This is a genomic window from Halovenus amylolytica (assembly GCA_004015825.1).
In the GTDB taxonomy this organism is placed as follows: Archaea; Halobacteriota; Halobacteria; order Halobacteriales; family Haloarculaceae; genus Halovenus; species Halovenus amylolytica.
This window is the reverse complement of sequence record SAYS01000009.1, coordinates 104347-122653: the sequence shown is the minus strand read 5'-3', so window position 1 is coordinate 122653 and position 18307 is coordinate 104347. Positions and strand designations below refer to the sequence as shown.

Sequence of the window (18307 nt, the reverse complement as noted above, 5' to 3'; positions counted from 1 at the left end):
TTACACGCCGTGACACGTCGATATCCGTGACTCGGTCACGAAAATAACCGCAACAATCAGTATGAGACGTAGCTCACACACCAGCCGTCGGGTTCGATGCGTCCGGCAACGATCGCACAGGCACCGAGGCCGTCGCCGTCTTTGTCGGGAATGTAGTACCCGCAGCCGGCACACTGCCTGCCACCCTCGGGGACCGACTGGTAGTTGACGCCGCGTTTCGATGAAAGCGAGTCCGGATCCCGGACGGTCCCGTCGAGGGCTCGTGCGTTCTCGTAGACCGCCGGAACTGGCCCGAGTCGTCTATCGCCGACAGTGTCGTCGTGGTGGTGTCGTCCGTCGTCGATACTGTCCGTTCCCCCCGGTCCGTTGTGGTGACGGTCGTCATCCCCCATCCCTGGACCACGACGATCATCGTCGTCACTGCAGCCAGCGAGCGCGCTGACTGCCGACACTCCAACAGCTGCGAGAAACCGTCGGCGCGAATGTCTGTTGGACATTACTTGGAGCTACGACAGCAGCCCTGAAGTACACAGTGATATCTAGAGGGGGTCGGCACCCACCAGTGTCGAGACGCGAGCGTTCTCCTTGATCGCCAGCCCAGCACCGCCGACAGAGAGTGGGACCTGAGGCAGTTCCGTCACGTGCAGCGTCGGGTGGAAAACACCCCGGGCAAGCAGTTCGTCGCGCGTCTGCAGGACGAAAGTCAGATCATCGGCGGTGATTTCTTCGTTGTATTCGACGAGATACTGGCCCTCGTCGAGGTGCCACCACTCGTAGTCGTCCTCATCGTGTCGTTTCTCGCTATCGTGCGGCTCGATCTCGGCAGCTTCGAGTTCACCACCGCCGAAATCTACGCGGCCGGGCTCGGTTATCTCGTACACCTCGGCGACGGTCAGATCGAAGCCGCGGCCCTCGGTCTGCGTTGGTTCGTGGACGATCCCCGAAAGAAACTGTCTGTACTCGACCATCTGTATCGGACTCTGGGTGTGCCTCGTACATTAAACTGGGAGCTACCGGTGGACGTGTATCGTGGAGAATAGCTCGACACCCAGATACTCGTGGACGAAAAATTCCAGCCCGTTGATCAGATAGTGGGCGACGATCACGACAAGAAGGCTTCCGGAGACAATATACCCTGCTGCAAGAACGAACCCGAGCACACCCGTCACGACGATGCCGACACGGCCCTGGGCGCCGTGGCCCAGCGCGAAGGCGAGCGAGGCGGCGACTGCGAGCAGCCACGGCGAGAGATCGAACCCAGCCGCAGGAACGCCGATCAGCGCACCACGAAAGAGTAACTCCTCGGCGATAGCGATAATCGGCAAGACGAGTCCGAACAGGACGAACCAGCCACCAGTCGACTCCGGCGCCATCGTCTCTCGAAGCGCCTCGTCGTAGGATGCACCGACAGCGTCGGCGACTGTCGTCGAGAGTTCGTTGCCAACCCAGAGGACGGTTCCGAACACGGCTCCGAACAGGAGTGCCTGCAACCCGGTGCTCGCCGGGTCGCCTGTAACACCGAAACCGCTGGCAGGAATCTCGAAATACCACGCCGCAGCGACGAGAACCGCGATGACCAGTCCCTGCGTCGCAGCGACGTTTGCGAACAACGCAGTGGACGTGAGCTCGATCTTCGGCCCCTGCGTACCATCGCCGTACATACTCTCTTCGTCTGGCCCCTGGCTGGAGTCACTCTCGACGCCGGCTGCCTGCTCGCCGAACGCACTCTCTGGCGGTCCGTCGTCGAACTGCTCGCCGACTGGATCTACGGTCTGGGTGGTCTGATCTCTCTCTGTGAGAGTACCCGACTCGGCCGTCGTCGACTGGCTATCGAGCAGTTGCTGGGACTGTCTCGCCAGTACGAGCAACAGAACAGTAAGAACGCCCGCGACGGTCGTAAAAAGAGCCCACTCGGCCACAGGTAGTTACTGTGGACTCGGGCTCCCACTGCCGGGACCGACCTCGCGTTCGAGTGCGCGACCGGTGATCGATTTGAGCCGGTCGACGAGCGAGTCCTTCTCTGGCTCGCCGGTCAGCGCCACGTCGAGTACTTCCGAGATATGGGAGACCGGGATGATCTCGACCTGTTCTCTGTACTCCGGCTCGATCATGACATCCTGTTCGTTCGACTTCGGGATGATGATTTTGTCGATACCGGATTTCGCGGCTGCTTCGATTTTGTGGGTAACGCCACCGATCGGCAACACGTCACCGCGAACCGACAGCGAGCCGGTCATCGCGACACCCTGATCGACCGGGATATCTTCCAGCGAGCTGATCACGGCCGTCGCGACGGTGATCGACGCGGAGTCACCGTCGACGCCGCCCTCTCCGGCCTGGACGAACTGGATGTGGATATCCTTCTCGGAGATATCCTGATCGCTGAACTTCTTGATGATCGCGGAGACGTTCTGAACCGACTCCTCGGCCATCTCCTTGAGCTGGCCGGTGGCGATCACCTGACCGGGCCCCTGCGATGGCGCGATCTCGGCCATCACCGGCAGGACGATCCCGGAGTCCTGGCCCATGACTGCGAGGCCGTTGACTCGGCCGACAGCACCGCCTTCGGCGACCGTGAGTTCGTAGTCTTTCCGTCGCTCGATGTACTCGTCTGCGAGCTGTTGTTCGATCGAGCGCGAGCGACCTTTCGCCTGCAGGACATCGTCACGTTCGGTGAAGTCCTTGTCTGCGGCGCGGGCGATGTCGCCTGCGACGCGGACCAGACCACCGAGGTTCCGCAGTTCCAGCGTGAGGTGGTCTTTCCGACCCGCACGGCGCTGGGCTTCGAGGATGATCTCCTCCATCGCGTCCCGCGTGAAGTGTGGCAGGCGGCCGTCTTTCTCGACTTCCTGGGCCACGAACCGGGCGTACTTCCGGCGCATCTCGGCCGTGTCGTCGATGGTGTCCTCCATGTACACCTCGTACCCGTAGCCTTTGATCCGCGAGCGCAGGGCGGGATGCATGTTCTCCATCGCGTCCATGTTCCCCGAGGCCACCATGATGAAATCACAGGGCACCGGTTCGGTCTGGACCATCGCACCCGAGGAGCGCTCACTCTGGCCGGTGATCGAGAACTCACCTTCCTGGATCGCGGTCATCAGCTTCTGCTGTGACCTGATGTCGAGGGTGTTGATCTCGTCGACGTACAGCACGCCTTTGTTGGCCTTGTGGATCGCGCCAGCCTCGACACGGTCGTGACTCGGCGTCTCCATCCCACCGGACTGGAACGGATCGTGCCGGACGTCACCGAGCAGTGCACCGGCGTGTGCGCCGGTCGCGTCCTCGAACGGTGCGGTCTGCTGGTTCGCCGTGTTGACCAGCAGATTCGGCACCATCGAGTCGCTGCCGCGTGAAATGTATCGGAAGGCGAGATAGATGATACCGGCTGCGAGAATCCCCATCAGGATCCGCTGGACGATAATCAGCGCATACCCCAGCACGAGGGCGATGATGATCCACATGATGAAGGTGCGCATCTGGTTGCGCTTGCGAGCCTCTTCCTTGTGGGCCTCGACGATCTGTTCGCCCTTGCCGGCTGGGACGGTCCGGACTTTCGGCTCGTTGCCGTCGTCCGGGTTGTGATAGACCAGCACATCCTGCAGCTCCTCTTTCGGGAGCAGCTGGCTCATCGCCTTCGCGAGCATCGACTTCCCTGTCCCGGGCGAGCCGATCATCATGACGTGCCGGCGCTGCTTCGCGGCCTTCAGAACGATATCACGGGCGTGGTCCTGCCCGATCACCTGATCGACGAGCCGATCAGGTACCTCGATATCCGCAGACGAATCTACCTGCAGACCGCCGAGTAGGTCATCTTCTTCGATTTCCTCGTCGATCTCCATGTCGTCGTCGACGTCGCTACCCAGTGCATCTTCGAGCGGGTTGCCGTCTTCCTCCCGCTCGCTGGCCGGCTGTGACTCGTCACCGGGTGTTTCGGGAACCGGAACGTCCGCTCCAGCGTCGATCCGGCTGTCTGGTCGATCAGCCGACTCCTGGATGTTCCCGTCCGGGTCGTCTTGAGACTCGTCAGACGCCTCGACGGTCTCGTCGGCTTCCATTTCCCGGTCGGTATCCGGGACTTCTGTATCCTTGCTCATACAAACGTTGCTACATAGGATCGGAAGGGCTGTCGACTGATATACTTTCTCCCCTTTCAGGAACTGACCTGCGAGAAAACCACCGGACAGCGAGACGTCTGACGGATCGCGAGCGAAAGCTCGAAAAACCCGCCTTTAATATATACTGGTACCAAATTTCCGCCAATGACACCGATCCGGGGCTGTCTGATCGGCCGTTTTCAGCCGTTTCACAACGGGCATCTGCAGGTCGTCGAACGGATCTCTGCTGACGTCGACGAACTCGTCATCGGTATCGGGAGTGCTGACGCCTCCCACACCGTGAAAAATCCGTTTACAGCCGGCGAGCGGCTGATGATGATCCGCAAGACGCTGGAACCGTACGAGATTACGGATTACGTCGTTCCGATCGAAGACCTGAACCGAAACTCCGTCTGGGTCAGCCACATCCAGAGTATGGCGCCACGGTTCGACGTGGCCTACTCCAACAATCCACTCGTCGTCCGGCTGTTCGAGGAGGCCGAAATCGAGGTGCGACAGACGGAGATGTTCAACAGAGAGGACCTCAAAGGCTCAGAGATCAGAGACGGGATCATCGAGGGAGAGGGATGGCGGGAGTGTGTTCCCGACGCCGTCGCTGCAGTCATCGACGAGATCGACGGCGTCAGCCGACTCCGGCAGATCGGGTGAGTCCGGCCCAGTTTTTCCAGTCGTTCCCGCCAGCTATTTGCACGTTCCTACCGTACGGTCTGATGACAACAACCCGGCGTCCACGAAACTGGACCAGGTGAGCTATGCAATATTCGGCAAAATATATCATTCACGCGGATGTGCGCACGAGCGGGGTCGTCGAGCGAAGCGACGTCGTCGGTGCCATCTTCGGACAGACCGAGGGGCTCCTCGGTGAGGGGATGGATCTCCGGGATCTCCAGGAGGCCTCGAAAGTCGGACGTATCGATGTCGATATCGACTCTGAAGGCGGTCGGTCGTTCGGAACGATCAAGATAGCTAGTGGACTCGACCGTGTCGAAACGGCAGTCCTCGCGGCCGGGCTGGAGACCATCGAGCGGGTGGGACCGTGTCGCGCGAACTGTACGGTCTCGAAAATCGAAGATGCCCGCGCCGCGAAACGGCGGGAGATCGTCGACCGGGCCACGGAACTGCTCGCCGAGTTCGACGAGGAGACGCTGACCAGCGATCGACTCATCGACGAAGTACGCCAGCGCTCCCAGGAGTCAGATATTACCGAGTACCGGGGATTCCCGGCCGGCCCACGAGTCGCCGACAGTGACGCGATCGTCATCGTCGAGGGACGGGCCGACGTCCGGACACTGCTTTCCTACGGGATCAAAAACGCGGTCGCCGTCGAGGGGACGGATATTCCCGACGAAATCGCCGGGCTGACCGCGGAACGGACGACGACCGTCCTGCTGGACGGTGACCGTGGCGGCGATCTCATTCTACGCGAACTCGCACAGGTCGGTGAGATCGATTACGTGGCCTTTGCCCCGAGTGGCCAGTCCGTCGAGGATCTCGACCGTGCGGCAGTCATCTCGGCACTCCGGAAGAAACTCCCGTACGATCAGATAAGCGAGACCAGCACACCACGGGAAGCGTTCGCACCGACTGACGGCGGCACCGTCGAACCACTGACAGCCGACTCGCTGGACTCGGTCGACGACGAGACCGACAGTGGCCCGGCTGTAGACGAGGCGACGAACGGGGACAGCGACAGGACAGCCACTGACGAGACAGCCGGCTCGGCGGAGTCGGGACCGGAAACACTGGGCGATCACATCCGGGCCGTAATCGACGGTGAGACAGAAACCGCCAGACTGCTCGATCAGTCGTTTGCCGTCCTCGAAGAAATAGCGGCCGAGGATTGTTTCGATGCTATTGCAGACGCCGACGAGGTGCCACACGCAATCGTCATCGACGCGACGGTCGGTCAGAAACTGCTCGATATCGCCGCCCAGCGCGGTGTCGAACAGATTATCGCGACGGAGACTGGTGAATCAGTCAAACAGCCAGCAAACGTCCGACTCCACAAAGCGAGTGAGATCGAACTCTCCTAATCAGATTGCTCGTCGTCGAGTTCCGTCGTACACCAGTGACAGAAGTCGATATCCTGGTCGAGTTCTTTCCCGCAGTTCGGGCAGTGCTTGACGCCCTCTGTCTCGGTCCGCGTGACGTAGTTGTTGATGTGGCGTGTCATCAGAATGACGTCGACGACACAGAACAGAGAGATTCCAAAGAGGACGACAGTGCCCTGCGTCGAAAGCGACTGGCTTGCCTCCAGGATCGCGCTGACGGAAAGCGACTCCGGAACGGCTCCGGACGGGACGAAGGCAAAGGAAGTGAGTATCGAGAGAGCGAGCCACAGCACTGCACGCCCCCACAGGCGGAGATAAAAGTGACCGAGCCCCGGAACGATCACGGTGAGCAACACCGCGAGCCAGGGCCGTTTCCGTGAGAACTCGCGCGACGTATTCGATTGTGCCACTATACACGGAATGAGACGACGAACGGTATGTAACTTTTCTGGTGTGGACAGCCTAGACCGTTGTGTTCGGCTGGAGTTGTGTGATCAGCGACCGGAGTTCTTCGAGGGCGTACTGCCCCGGAGCGGTCGCTCTCGCGGGATCGACCGGCGCGTAGCCGATCCGGGAACCATACAGCGGCGCGACGGCCCGCGAGTGACGGCCCGCCTCCCCCATCGCCATCGTCGCCACAGTCGACCCGTCGACTGTGCACGAGCGTGTCACCGACAGCAGATCTAGAACGTCGTCCGGCGACTGTGCGGTCACGGCAAGCTTGCCGACATCGCCGTGTTCACAGGCGCGTTCGAGCGTCGATTCGAGTTCGGATCTGGCCGGCGTTCCCTCGAAATCGTGCGACGAGACGATGACTGAGACGTCCTCTTCCCGTGCCGTCTCGACGACCGGACGACAGGCATCGATCGCTTCGAGTTCGACATCGACGGCCTCGACACCGGGTAACTCGACGGCCGCCTGGAGTTGCTCGATACGGTCCGGGTCGTCGGGTGCCTGACCGCCTTCCCACTCGACTCTGTTCGTGACGATCAGCGGGAGGCTGCCGTCGTAGGAGCGCAGCGATTCGAGACCACCGGCCGTCAGATCGAGACGAAATTCGAGCGCATCCGCGTTCTCGCGAGCAGCGGGCTCTTCGCCCAGCGTGGCCGTACTCGCTGCGAGGACGAACTGCTGGAAATCCATAGAGTCCGTACTCAGCCAGCCACAAAAATAGCTGGTGGTTATCGATCTGACTGCTCGATGACCGAACGGAGCTGTTCGATCTTGGCCGTCTGCTCTCTGTTCGCGGCGACGATCCGTTCGATCTCCTCTGCGACCTCGGTCGCGTTCTCGGCGGTCGCGTCGATCATGCTGGCGACCTCTTCCGTACTCGCCGCCTGATCGTCCGTGGCCGCAGCGACCTCTTCGGCCCCCTGGGCAGCCTCGCTGACGGACTCGTCGATGCGCTGGAGGATGTCGACGGCGTCGTCGACCTGTGCCATCCCGTTTTCGATCTCCTCGCTGGATTCGTCGAGGCTGTCGACGGTCTCCTCCATATCCTGTTTGATGTTCGCGACGAGGGTCTCGATCTCAGTCGCGTTTTGCTGTGACTCCTCGGCGAGGCTTTTGACCTCGTCGGCGACGACGGCGAACCCCTCGCCGGCCTCACCGGCACGGGCGGCCTCGATCGAGGCGTTCAGCGCAAGCATGTTGGTCTGGTCGGCGATATCGTTGATCACCTCGACGATCTCGTCGATCTCGTCGACGCGTTCACGCAGTTGTGTCACATCGTCGGAGACAGCCGAGTTCGCTTCGTCGACCGAAACCATCGCCTCGATGGCGTCGTCTGCGATCCCCCGCCCCCGATCGGCGAGTTCCCGGGCGTCGTTGCTGACGGTCTTGACCTGGTTGGCGCTGGAGGCCACCTCCTCGACAGTCGCACTCAGATTCGCGACCTCACTCGAGACCTCCTGCATGGTATCTGATTGCTTCTGTGCCAGATTGCTGATCTGTTCGGAGCTTTGCGAGACGTTCTCGGATGCATCCAGCAGTTCGTCGATCGCCTGCCCGATATCCTGGTCCGCAAATCCGCCGTCAGAAATAGCTCGTCGTGCTCCCCCGTCGGGCTGCTGATTCATACTCGAAGTGCCACGCCACTTCGGATTAAACGTACTGGCTCAGTTATCAACAGTGATTTTGGATTCCGATCAGGCGACCGGAATGTCCTGTTCGGCTTCGAGCAGTTCGTGGTACCGGTTGCGGATCGTCACTTCGGAGATATCCGCGACCTCGCTGACTGCCGCCTGCGTCGTCTTCTCGTTGGTCAGCAGTGCCGCAGCGTAGACGGCTGCCGCAGCCAGTCCGACCGGCGATTTTCCGGAGTGGACGCCCTGCTCTTTCGCGTTCTGGAGTAGTTCGCGTGCGCGGCGTTCGGCCTCTTCGGAGAGTTCCAGCGAGGAGGCAAACCGCGGAACGTAGCTCTCGGGATCCGCCGGCTGGACCTCCAGTCCGAGTTCCCGGACCACGTAGCGGTAGGTTCGTGCGATCTCGCTTTTTTCGACACGGGAGACCTCCGTGATCTCGTCGAGGGAGCGCGGAACACCAGCCTGTCGCGCAGCAGCGTACACCGAGGCCGTCGAGACACCCTCGATGGAGCGGCCGGGCAGGAGGTTCTCGTCGAGAGCACGCCGGTAGATGACACTCGCCGTCTCGCGGACGTTTTCCGGGAGGCCGAGCGCGGAGGCCATCCGGTCGATCTCGCCGAGTGCCTGCTTGAGATTTCGTTCCTTGGAGTCCCGGGTACGGAACCGCTCGTTCCACTTCCGCAGGCGCTGCATCTTCTTTCGCTGTTTGCCCGAGAGGGCGTTGCCGTAGGCGTCCTTGTCACGCCAGTCGATGTTCGTCGACAGCCCCTTGTCGTGCATCATGTTTGTCGTCGGGGCACCGACGCGGGATTTCTCGTCTTTTTCCTTGGCGTCGAAGGCACGCCACTCCGGTCCGCGGTCGACGGAATCCTCCTCGATGACGAGGCCGCAGTCCGTACAGACTGTCTCGCCGTGTTCGTCGTCGACGACGACGTTGCCACCACACTCGGGGCAATCGAGCGTCTCGTCAGTCTGCTCTTCTGTCTGTTCTTTCTCTGTCGTCCGTGTGCGAGTGTTAGAGTTACTCATTGCTGGACCGTTCAGCCGGGGTGACAAATCGCAAGACACACCCGGGGCAATAGCTAAATAGCGATTTGTCCGAAAGATATTTAAATATACCGGTATCGTATTTTTTCCGTCCCGCAGAACCGCCGACGAGACGATATTCGGCAGTTTTGTTTATCGTCTTAAATGTGGTATTTAATCGTGTTTCGGAAAATTTAGCGGGCTCACGGGCTATATCCGTACTACTCGGAAGTTCGACATATATAATTATAAATCATTATCGATCCTGGGCGGCCGGTCACGGTAACAGGCAGTTCAAAGCGATCCGGATCAGATCGGAGTATCAGCCAGTGTTCGAGAGAAGGAGCAACGCCGTGACGACACCGGCAAAGACGATCAGTGCACCGGCAGTAACGACCGTCTGCTGGAACAGGATCGCCGAAAGCACGGCGATCAGGAGCGCGACGACCCCCAGTACGAGAACCGGGAGCTGTTGGGTATCGAGGAGCGGCTCCCGAGTGGAATCTTTCGGTTGTGGATTCGCGAGCGATTCGTCGATCTCGATCGAGTCGGGAGTCGGATCCGGCTCGGTGAGTTCGACGTCGATCCACCGCGTCTCCGCGCCGTAGGCGGTAGCGACTTTGAGCTTTCCGAAGTGGGGCTGTTCACCGAGCGCGTCGGTGTCGACCTCGACGCGGACCCGGCGTTCTGTCTCCCCCTCGACGTAGTGGTTGCCCGCATCGAGGGTAGCAATCTCGGAGAGTGGATCGTCGAGGTGGAGATGGACGTGCAGGGACTCCGCGTGGTTGATCAGCCGGATATCGAACGATCCGTCCGCCTCGAAGGAGGCTGGTACTTCGAGGCTGTGGAGCTGGTCCCGGCTTATGTGAACGGGCAACGACTGTGGCACATCTGTCTCTCCACCCGGCGAGTAGAAAAATGTTGATGCCCCACGAGAACCGACGCTCCGGGACAGGGGATGCTCAGGCCGGGGACTCCTCGCGCATATCCGGCGGCAGAAGATTCGGAATACCGTCCTCGATCGGATACTGTTCGCTGCACTCCGTACAGGTGAGCGTCCCAGCGAGAATCTCGTCGTCGTCTTGCGCGTCGATTTCGAGTTCGAGTTCGTGTTTGTCGAGTGGACAGCAGAGAATCTCCATCAGTTCCTCTTTCATACCCAATCTCTGGGTGGGCCAGATCAAAAGCGTTTGTGCTTCGCTCCACGAAGGCGGCCGTGAACACTATACGATCTGGTTTGCATAAAACATCTGCAGAAAGTCGGAAATATATATCCCCCTTCAAAATGAAACGTGTGGACGGCTGTGTGACGAGTCGTCGTGTGGCGGATGCCCTGGGAGCGCGAAGAGAGATCTACAGCCAGACGCACCCTCCCAGCGGTGACCGTTCGTGAAGCTACGGAACCTCTTTGCGGTAGTGTTGCTCCTCGTTACCGTCGTCCTCCTCGTCGCCGTCGTCTCCGGGTTCCAGCTCTACGGGTCGGCCGTCTCCGAAAACGAGATGGAGTCACTGGAGGCGACGGCAGAAGCGACTGCCACACAGCTCGACGCCCTGTTGTCCGAACGCATCCAGACTGTCGAGTTGCTCGGGACTGATCCAGTGGTTTCCGAGGGGCTTCCCGAGCCATCAGCCACTGACTCCGACGCCGATCAACGGCAAACGTTACAACGGTTTATCGATTCGACAGAGTACCAGGGGGTCTCGATCATCGACGCCGATGGCCGGATGGTCGCCATCGAATCAGACGGTCTCACCGACGCAAACCGGATCCAGTTGCTCGGAACGAACTTCAGCGATCGAACGTATTTCCAGCAGGCGATTGCTGGAGAACCGCACGTGAGCGAACCAGTCGAGGCCGAGACTGGGAATTTTATCGTGACAGTCAGCGTCCCGATCGAGCGAGACGGGACAGTCGTCGGGACACTGAACGCAGCGCTGCACCTGCAAGACGGCTCGTTTTTCGAGTCGATCGATCCGGAGGCCGACAGTGATCTGGCTGTCAGAGTGTCGGGAGCCAACGAGATACTCTACGAGGAAGGCAACTGGGACGGAACGTCGTTGATCACTGCCAGTGCCGAAAAAACGACGACAGGCTGGACGGTGACCGTCGCCCGGCCTGAATCGGCAGTCGGCGGCCAGGCACAGACAGTTACCATGCTGCAGATCGGGGCCGTTGTCCTCGTCATCGGAACACTGCTCGGGTTCGCCCTCTGGTTCTATCAGTCGAGTATCCGGCAGACAGAACGAGTTCTCGATGGCTTCGACAGGCTATCGAACCGCGAGTACGGGACCGAAATCGACGTCGGTGGGACCGAAGAGTGGTCGAAAATCGGCACACGATTCAACCAGGTCAGTACGGAACTGGCTCGCCACGAGCGCGAACTCAAACAGTACAGGGAGGTCGTCGAGCGGCTGGAAGAGCCGATATTTCTGCAGGATACCGACGGGCGGTTCGTACTTCTGAACGAGGCAATCTCGCTGTTTGCGGAGGACAGCGAGGACGAACTACTCGGGAAACCGATCTCGACGGTCGTCGACGACGAGACAGCGACAGAACTCGACGAGCGACGGCGTAAAACGCTGGACGAGGGCCACCCGATCCAGTACGAGATCGAACCGACGTTCGAGCGGACGGAGAGCCAGCCAGTGTTCAGCGTCCGCCAGAACCCCTACTACGACGATACTGGCGAGCTTGCCGGGACGATCAGCATCTGGCGGGACGTGACTGGGCTGAAAGAACGCGAAACAGAACTGACCCAGTACAAGCGAGCGATTCAGGAAGCGACGGATCTGATCTGCGTGGTCGACACCGACGAACAGTACCAGTTCGCGAACCCACAGTACCGGAGCTACCACGGGTTCGAAGAGGAGGAACTCACCGGCCAGACGGTCAGTGACGTCCTCGACGGCTCGGAGTCCGAGAGGATACGATCCTACCTCGAACGCGCCCTTTCGGGGGCGATCGTGAAGTTCCAGTCGACACGGATGCATCCGACACGTGGGGAACGGACCCTGGACGTGCGATACTATCCGCTGGACGAGGCAGGGGAAACAACCGGGATGGTCGCTGTTCTGCGTGACGTAACAGAGCGCGAGGAACGGGCCCACCAGCTCCGCGTCGTCGACCGTATTCTCCGACACAACCTGCGGAACGATCTGACGGTCATCGGGCTACAGGCCGAACAGATCAGATCGAACGCTGCCGGGATAATCGAAGACTCTGCAGACGAGATCCTGGAACACGCGAACGGTCTGTTGACGACGAGCGAAAAATCACGGAGTATTACCGAGGTTCTCGGCGGCGACCCGACCGTTCAGTCTGTCGATATCGTCCCGCTGGTCAGGGAGGCGGCCAGTTCGCTCGCAGACGAGTACGGGATCCAGATCTCGGTCGGTGCACCAGACGAACTCTACGCGAACACGACGGTGTACTTCCGCCAGGCGATCGAGGAAGTGATCGAGAACAGTATCGTCCACAACAGTGCGCCCCAGCCATCCGTCGAGCTACAGATCGAGTCCGACGACAGCCAGGTTGTCATCCGTGTCATCGACGGCGGTCCCGGTATCCCACAGATGGACAAGGACGTCCTCGAAACAGGGCGCACAATCGACGATCTGTACCACGGGAGTGGACTGGGGCTCTGGCTCGTCTACTGGATCGTTCACCGCTCGGGCGGATCAGTCACAGTCAGAGACGAGAACTGTCCCGGAACCGTCGTCGAGATCCGACTCGCCCGTGCCGGACCAACGTGAGCCTACCCGACAGGCAATCTGACTGGCCAGCTGACAACCACTCCTTAAATTCCTAGAGTGTATATCAGATCATAGAATAATAGTACATACGTTCAGGGAAACAGCTTTAAACCTGTATGTTCGAATCGAAACTGTCGAAGAAGAAAACTATAGGACAACTGCGACGACAATACTCGGTCACGACCGTATCGGGTCGCGCGAACGCCTGTCAGACCAGCATCCACCTGACCAGTCTCTGTGAGTTCAGCCGGGCTATGTGTGAGCCCGGCTGATAGTGGTTTTTGCCGTTAGTTTCGCACCCACGACACGGGTCTCGGTATCTCACGGCGTGGTACGTATATTCTGTTTCGACAGCGTGGGACAGAGTCGTACCAACCAGTATGAGTTTTCTGCTGACCGAATCCAGCGAAAACCGGACAGTCGTTGCGCCGGCGACTACTGAACCGCAATCCCTTCGAAAATGTGTCGTAACGCTAAAGAGCCAATCAGTCCATCTATTATGTAAGATGAATATTACACGTGCTGTAGATCAATGGGGGTGGTGCCGTGGGTGTTGAGATACGCGAGTCACCCGTCTCGGAGGATGAGTTTGCGGCGATGGAACGGTTCGTCCACGACTACCTCGAAGCGAGCGTCCAGTCAGAGGATAAAGGTGGGCGTATGCGGTGGTATCCGTGGCATTCCGCGGACTACCGGTTCAACCACATCCGCAACGTGATCAAACTGTCCGGAAAGATCGCGAGTCAGGAAGGTGCCAACACCGACGTCACACGGGTTGCGGCACTGTTTCACGATATCGCCAAACTCGAAGTCGACCAGGACATCCACGCCGAAGAGGGTGCTCGTATCGCACGGGAGTATCTGGAGATCCAGACCGATTACCCCAGTTCCTTCGTCGAACAGGTCTGTTCGGCGATCGAGGACCACTCCTACCAGAGAGAGATAACCGACCTGCCACTGGAGGCACGCTGTCTCATCGAGGCCGACATCCTCGACAAGATCGGTGCGAACGGCGCTGCGCTCATGCTGCTCCGGATGGGGTACGAATCCCGCACGCACATGGACAGCGCCGAGATGGTCGAACGCGTCCTCGAACGGGGAATCGAGGCGAAAAAGCGTGTCCGGAGTCAGACGGCCAAAGATATCGCCGACCGCAGGCTCAAACGCGTCCGGTGGTTCAAGGAGTGGCTCGAGATGGAGATCGCAGGGATCGATACGTCAGAGTAGGCTTCTCAGTCCGTCGGAGAGAAACAGGACACCGAATGCAGCGAGGACAATCGCACTGAGGACCGCGACGGCCGGTGCGAGCGTATCGACACGTTCTCTGCCTGCCACGAGCACTGTCGGGAACGCGGTGATCCAGAGAACGATCCCCGCGAACAGTCCCGCGAGTAGGACTGGACTACCCGTCTCGACGATCAGGACACCTGTGAGTGCATCACCCACGTAGGGGGTATAGCCCAGTACGTCGATCCGGCCCGGTTCGAGTAGTCCGATCCCAACAGTCAGCCAGAACAGGATCTGGTACGGGTTGGTCAACGCGAGGACGAACGTTTTCGAGAAACTGCGCGCGGTCGCGTCGAGTTCACCACCAGTAAGTGTCTGGTCGGCGCTCTGGACCGCACCGACTGCGAAATACAGCATGAGAACGCCGCCAACAGTCACCATGACAGCACGGAGGGTGGGGCGATTCGCCACGACGGTGACCATCCCGGCAACTGCGAGCAGGAAGAACACGAAATCGGCGGCCATCGCGCCCAGTCCGGCCCTGAACCCTGCCAGTCGCCCCCTGACGACACTCTCCTGGGCGATGATCGCGTTCATCGGTCCCGGGGGTGCAGCCAGCGCCAGGCCGAAGGCGATGCCGGCACCGAAGGTCACGAGAGTCTCGGCCAGCATTGGGTTCGAATGCGGACTGCGAGAATATAACTGGATTGCCTCGACGAAAAGCAGTTACCGAACAGTCCCCCGATCAGGACGACCGACGGCGCACGACGTAGTCGTCGTCGTTCGTAACCCCGATGATCGCCCACTCGTAGTCGGGGTTTTCCCGACTCAGCTTCCGCTCGAACTGTGTGACCGACTCCGCGAAGGTGACGAAACACCGCATCGATCCCGACGAGGGGATCTCGTCTGGCTCTTCGGTCGGTGTCACCTGCACGACCCGCCACTTGCGTTCTGCCCGTATCTCCCCCGCCTCCGGGCTCACCGTGTACCCCAGATCGGTAAAGATCGATTCTGCCTCACGTTCGAGTGCTGTGCTAACAGTACTCATTCTTCTTTCTTTTCAGACCGCATCATCTTAAACGTATCTACCTGTTAGCTACAGGATACATCAATAATCGTATGAAATTAGCCAGTTGACTTCTCAGATCCGGTCATATAACGGTATACGTGCTTGATTCTGCTTCCTTAGCAGTTGTATGAAATATCAGCCACTATTTAAGATTGTAAAAGATTATACTCGCTGCGCTACAATGGTAGCGTGTAGCATGAAGAAACTCATCAACGAACCGGATGCCGTGGTCGACGAGATGCTCGATGGAATGGTCGCCGCCCACGACGGGCTCCGACGACTCGACGGGCAGGAGGTCGTCGTCCGCCACGATGCACCGGTCGAGGGGAAAGTCGGAATCGTATCGGGAGGTGGAAGCGGTCACGAACCGACACACGGGGGATTCGTGGGCGACGGCATGCTGGATGGCGCCGCAGCCGGCGAAATCTTCACCTCGCCGACGGCCGACCAGCTCGAAGAGATGGTCCAAGCCTGTGACAGTGGCGAGGGCGTCCTCGCCGTCGTGAAAAACTACGAGGGGGACGTGATGAACTTCGATACAGCAGGCGAGATGGCGGAGATGGACGGCGTCGAGGTCGAGCAAGTCGTCGTCGACGACGACGTCGCTGTCGAGGACTCACTGTACACGAGCGGCCGTCGTGGGGTCTGTGGCACGATCCTCGTCCACAAAGCTGCCGGTGCGAAAGCAGCCGAGGGCGCAGAGCTTTCAGAGGTCGTGAGAGTCGCCGAGAAGGTCATCGACAACGTCGGAACGATGGGCACCGCGCTCACCTCCTGTGTCACCCCGGAGAAAGGGGAGCCAACTTTCGATCTCGGCGAGGACGAGATCGAACTCGGGATCGGGATTCACGGCGAGCCCGGGGTCGAGCGCGTCGATCACATGCCAGCCGACGAGATTACGGACGAACTCACCGAGAACGTCCTCGACGATCTCGACCTCGACGACGGGGCTGAAGTGATGACGATCGTCAACGGGATGGGCGGGACACCGCTGTCTGAACTGTACATCGTCAACCGCCGACTCCAGCAGCTCATGGACGATTACGACCTGACGGTCTGGGACCAGTGGGTCGGCGACTACATGACATCGCTGGATATGATGGGCTGTTCGATTACCATCTGTGCCGTCGACGAGGAGATCAAGGAGTTACTCGCTGCACCGGCGGACACGCCAGGGCTGACGGTAACGGAGTAACGAGGCACGCACTTTTGTGCCTGTGCACAACTACCAAACCGAATGCAGACGGGAATATACGTATGAGTGAATCCAACGAGCAGACCGAAGTTGTACTGGCGGTACTACAAGCGATCGCAGACCGGATCGAAGCCGAAAAGAAACACCTCACCGATCTCGACTCGGCGATCGGCGACGCAGACCACGGCGCGAACATGCACCGCGGGTTCCAGGAAGCGCTCGAACAGGTCGAGGGGATGGACGACGAGGAGCCAGCGACCGTCGTCAAGAATATCGGGACGGCGCTGATCTCGGAGGTCGGCGGTGCCGCCGGGCCGCTGTATGGCGGGTCGATCATGAGCGCGAGCCAGGAGTTAGAGGAGGGTATCACACCGGAGACCTCGATCGCGTTCGCGGAGGCGTATCTGGACAAACTCCAGGACCGTGGCGACGCCCGGGTCGGCGACAAGACGATGGTCGACGCGCTCGTGCCAGCAGTCCACACCTACAAGAAGTCGATCGAATCGGACGAGCTGCCACCACTGACGGCTCTCTCGAAAGCCGTCGACGCCGCAGAGCGTGGTGTCGACTTCACTGTCGGCCTGCGCGCGAGCAAGGGGCGAGCCTCCTATCTGGGCTGGCGCTCCGTGGGTCACCAGGACCCCGGCGCGACGTCGACGCTGTTCATGCTCGAAGAGATCCTCGACGTCGCAGCCGACCATCTGGAGGGTGAGATCGACCGCGACGCACGCTCGCCGACCATTCCGGACGAAGAGCCGGAGGATGCATAATGGTCAGTATCGTCGTCGTCTCACACAGCAAGAGGGCCGCCGAGGGGATCCGTGACGTCGCCCAGGAGATGGGTGGCGACGCGACGATCCTCCCGGTCGGTGGTGATCCGGACGGTGGCATCGGGACGACCGCGCCGGCAATCGAGGAGGGTATCCGCGAGGCATCGGATGGATCGGGCGTCCTCGTCATCGCGGATCTGGGCAGCGCGGTGATGAACGCCGAGATCGCCGTCGAGGCCGTCGAAGGAGAGATCGAGGCGACGATCGCGGACGCACCGATCCTCGAAGGCACACTCAACGCGGCGGTGAGCGCTGCCCAGCCCGACGCGTCACTGTCGGAAGTGCTCGAACGCGCGGAGGAAGCACGAGAGCTGCGCAAACTCTAGTCTTCGAGTTCGTCGGCGGGTTTTTGCAACAGTGCTTCGAGGGCATCCAGCGCCGCCTCGGCGTCTGGCCCCTCGGCGGTGATCCGGACGTCCTCACCACCTGTAACGCCGAGACTCGTGACCGCGAGCATACTGTCCCCACGGGCTGGCTCCCGATCACCGTCTGCAGGTGCGACCGTGATCGCGGCGTCGAACTCGCCGGCAGTGCTGACAAAGGCCGATGCTGGGCGAGCGTGTAAGCCATCTTCCGGCACAACTGTCACAATCCGTTCCATACGAAAGATAGTTCGTCTGTTCCCTTTAGACTGTCTGTACCCTCGATCACTCGTGGGCAGCGTCCCACTCCTCGGCTTTCGTCCGGTTGCTGCAGTGGTTACACTGGATCCGGCCCATCGAGTCGACGGCGTTATCGAGGGTATCGCAGTTGCCACAGAGAAATCCCCAGCGGTTCGTCGCCCCGTCGTCCGTGTACACCACGAAAAACGGTCCTTTCTGTCCACGCTTGCCGGCAGTTGGATCGACATAGAGAGTCTCGCCGTCCGGACCACTAACTGTCTCCATAGGGGGGACAACGCGCTGGTGGGGTAAAATCCTGACTTTCCCCGCCGTGGACTGTTCAAATCCGGAGACA

Annotated in this window: 21 protein-coding genes; 7 read left to right on the top strand and 14 right to left on the bottom strand. The window is 60.2% G+C overall.

The features are described 5' to 3' along the window. Nucleotides 1-56 precede the first annotated feature (56 nt). From EOW68_RS09645 to lonB, 4 genes are read right to left on the bottom strand one after another with little or no spacing between them, the layout of a single operon-like run. Nucleotides 57-497, bottom strand: coding sequence for a high-potential iron-sulfur protein (locus EOW68_RS09645; RefSeq protein ID WP_128224947.1), 441 nt, complete (start codon nucleotides 495-497; stop codon nucleotides 57-59). Nucleotides 498-539: 42 nt separating this feature from the next. Further along, entirely contained in the window at nucleotides 540-968 is a 429-nt protein-coding gene (locus EOW68_RS09640; protein WP_128224946.1) for a dCTP deaminase/dUTPase family protein, read from the bottom strand. Nucleotides 969-1010: 42 nt separating this feature from the next. Next, nucleotides 1011-1919, bottom strand: a complete 909-nt coding sequence (locus tag EOW68_RS09635) for a CPBP family intramembrane glutamic endopeptidase (RefSeq protein ID WP_431358846.1) — start codon at nucleotides 1917-1919, stop codon at nucleotides 1011-1013. Nucleotides 1920-1925: 6 nt separating this feature from the next. Next, a complete protein-coding gene (gene lonB, locus EOW68_RS09630; protein ID WP_128224945.1) occupies nucleotides 1926-4094 on the bottom strand; it encodes an ATP-dependent protease LonB in 2169 nt (722 codons plus the stop codon). A gap of 174 nt (nucleotides 4095-4268) precedes the next feature. On the opposite strand from lonB, the gene EOW68_RS09625 reads away from it, so the two are divergent. Both EOW68_RS09625 and dnaG read left to right on the top strand, forming a co-directional pair. Then, on the top strand, nucleotides 4269-4763 hold the full coding sequence (locus EOW68_RS09625) for a nicotinamide-nucleotide adenylyltransferase (protein ID WP_128224992.1): 495 nt from the start codon (nucleotides 4269-4271) through the stop codon (nucleotides 4761-4763). Nucleotides 4764-4867: 104 nt separating this feature from the next. Next, a complete protein-coding gene (gene dnaG, locus EOW68_RS09620; RefSeq protein ID WP_128224944.1) occupies nucleotides 4868-6148 on the top strand; it encodes a DNA primase DnaG in 1281 nt (426 codons plus the stop codon). On the opposite strand, the gene EOW68_RS09615 is transcribed toward dnaG, so the two are convergent. The 6 genes from EOW68_RS09615 to EOW68_RS09590 form a co-directional block, all read right to left on the bottom strand. Continuing rightward, a complete protein-coding gene (locus EOW68_RS09615) occupies nucleotides 6145-6576 on the bottom strand; it encodes a DUF7575 domain-containing protein (RefSeq protein ID WP_128224943.1) in 432 nt (143 codons plus the stop codon). The two genes, dnaG and EOW68_RS09615, sit on opposite strands and share 4 nt — an antisense overlap. Nucleotides 6577-6628: 52 nt before the next feature. Further along, nucleotides 6629-7309, bottom strand: coding sequence for a type I 3-dehydroquinate dehydratase (locus EOW68_RS09610; protein ID WP_128224942.1), 681 nt, complete (start codon nucleotides 7307-7309; stop codon nucleotides 6629-6631). A 38-nt stretch (nucleotides 7310-7347) separates the two neighbouring features. Then, nucleotides 7348-8244, bottom strand: a complete 897-nt coding sequence (locus EOW68_RS09605; RefSeq protein WP_128224941.1) for a methyl-accepting chemotaxis protein — start codon at nucleotides 8242-8244, stop codon at nucleotides 7348-7350. A gap of 69 nt (nucleotides 8245-8313) precedes the next feature. Next, a complete protein-coding gene (locus EOW68_RS09600; protein WP_128224940.1) occupies nucleotides 8314-9279 on the bottom strand; it encodes a transcription initiation factor IIB in 966 nt (321 codons plus the stop codon). Nucleotides 9280-9598: 319 nt separating this feature from the next. Continuing rightward, complete coding sequence (locus EOW68_RS09595) at nucleotides 9599-10165, bottom strand: DUF7524 family protein (RefSeq protein WP_128224939.1); 567 nt, start codon at nucleotides 10163-10165, stop codon at nucleotides 9599-9601. Nucleotides 10166-10238: 73 nt separating this feature from the next. After that, nucleotides 10239-10433 (bottom strand): methytransferase partner Trm112, encoded by a 195-nt coding sequence (locus tag EOW68_RS09590; RefSeq protein ID WP_128224938.1) that lies wholly within the window; start codon nucleotides 10431-10433, stop codon nucleotides 10239-10241. Between the two features lie 232 nt (nucleotides 10434-10665). Here EOW68_RS09590 and EOW68_RS09585 point away from each other — a divergent pair, with 232 nt between their 5' ends. Together EOW68_RS09585 and EOW68_RS09580 are read left to right on the top strand one after the other, a co-directional pair. Further along, complete coding sequence (locus tag EOW68_RS09585; RefSeq protein WP_128224937.1) at nucleotides 10666-13029, top strand: PAS domain-containing protein; 2364 nt, start codon at nucleotides 10666-10668, stop codon at nucleotides 13027-13029. Nucleotides 13030-13575: 546 nt separating this feature from the next. After that, entirely contained in the window at nucleotides 13576-14256 is a 681-nt protein-coding gene (locus EOW68_RS09580) for an HD domain-containing protein (RefSeq protein ID WP_128224936.1), read from the top strand. Here the strand turns inward: EOW68_RS09580 and EOW68_RS09575 are convergent. Beyond that, complete coding sequence (locus EOW68_RS09575; RefSeq protein ID WP_128224935.1) at nucleotides 14248-14928, bottom strand: LysE family translocator; 681 nt, start codon at nucleotides 14926-14928, stop codon at nucleotides 14248-14250. The genes EOW68_RS09580 and EOW68_RS09575 overlap by 9 nt on opposite strands. Nucleotides 14929-15001: 73 nt before the next feature. After that, nucleotides 15002-15304 (bottom strand): DUF7116 family protein, encoded by a 303-nt coding sequence (locus EOW68_RS09570; RefSeq protein ID WP_128224934.1) that lies wholly within the window; start codon nucleotides 15302-15304, stop codon nucleotides 15002-15004. Nucleotides 15305-15521: 217 nt separating this feature from the next. Between EOW68_RS09570 and dhaK the strand changes: the two genes are divergently transcribed. The 3 genes from dhaK (at nucleotide 15522) to dhaM (ending at nucleotide 17676) form a co-directional block, all read left to right on the top strand. Then, nucleotides 15522-16520 (top strand): dihydroxyacetone kinase subunit DhaK, encoded by a 999-nt coding sequence (gene dhaK, locus EOW68_RS09565; protein WP_128224933.1) that lies wholly within the window; start codon nucleotides 15522-15524, stop codon nucleotides 16518-16520. Between the two features lie 62 nt (nucleotides 16521-16582). Next, nucleotides 16583-17290 carry a dihydroxyacetone kinase subunit DhaL gene (dhaL, locus tag EOW68_RS09560; protein ID WP_128224932.1) on the top strand — a complete coding sequence of 236 codons (708 nt, stop codon included), beginning with the start codon at nucleotides 16583-16585 and terminating at the stop codon, nucleotides 17288-17290. Then, the gene (dhaM, locus tag EOW68_RS09555) at nucleotides 17290-17676 is read left to right on the top strand and encodes a dihydroxyacetone kinase phosphoryl donor subunit DhaM (protein ID WP_128224931.1); all 387 of its coding nucleotides are present in this window, start codon (nucleotides 17290-17292) and stop codon (nucleotides 17674-17676) included. Before dhaL ends, dhaM begins: the two co-directional genes overlap by 1 nt. Here dhaM and EOW68_RS09550 read toward each other — a convergent pair. Both EOW68_RS09550 and EOW68_RS09545 read right to left on the bottom strand, forming a co-directional pair. After that, a complete protein-coding gene (locus EOW68_RS09550) occupies nucleotides 17673-17951 on the bottom strand; it encodes an HPr family phosphocarrier protein (RefSeq protein ID WP_128224930.1) in 279 nt (92 codons plus the stop codon). The two genes, dhaM and EOW68_RS09550, sit on opposite strands and share 4 nt — an antisense overlap. Nucleotides 17952-17997: 46 nt before the next feature. Further along, nucleotides 17998-18237, bottom strand: a complete 240-nt coding sequence (locus EOW68_RS09545; protein WP_128224929.1) for a DUF5816 domain-containing protein — start codon at nucleotides 18235-18237, stop codon at nucleotides 17998-18000. Nucleotides 18238-18307 lie beyond the last annotated feature (70 nt).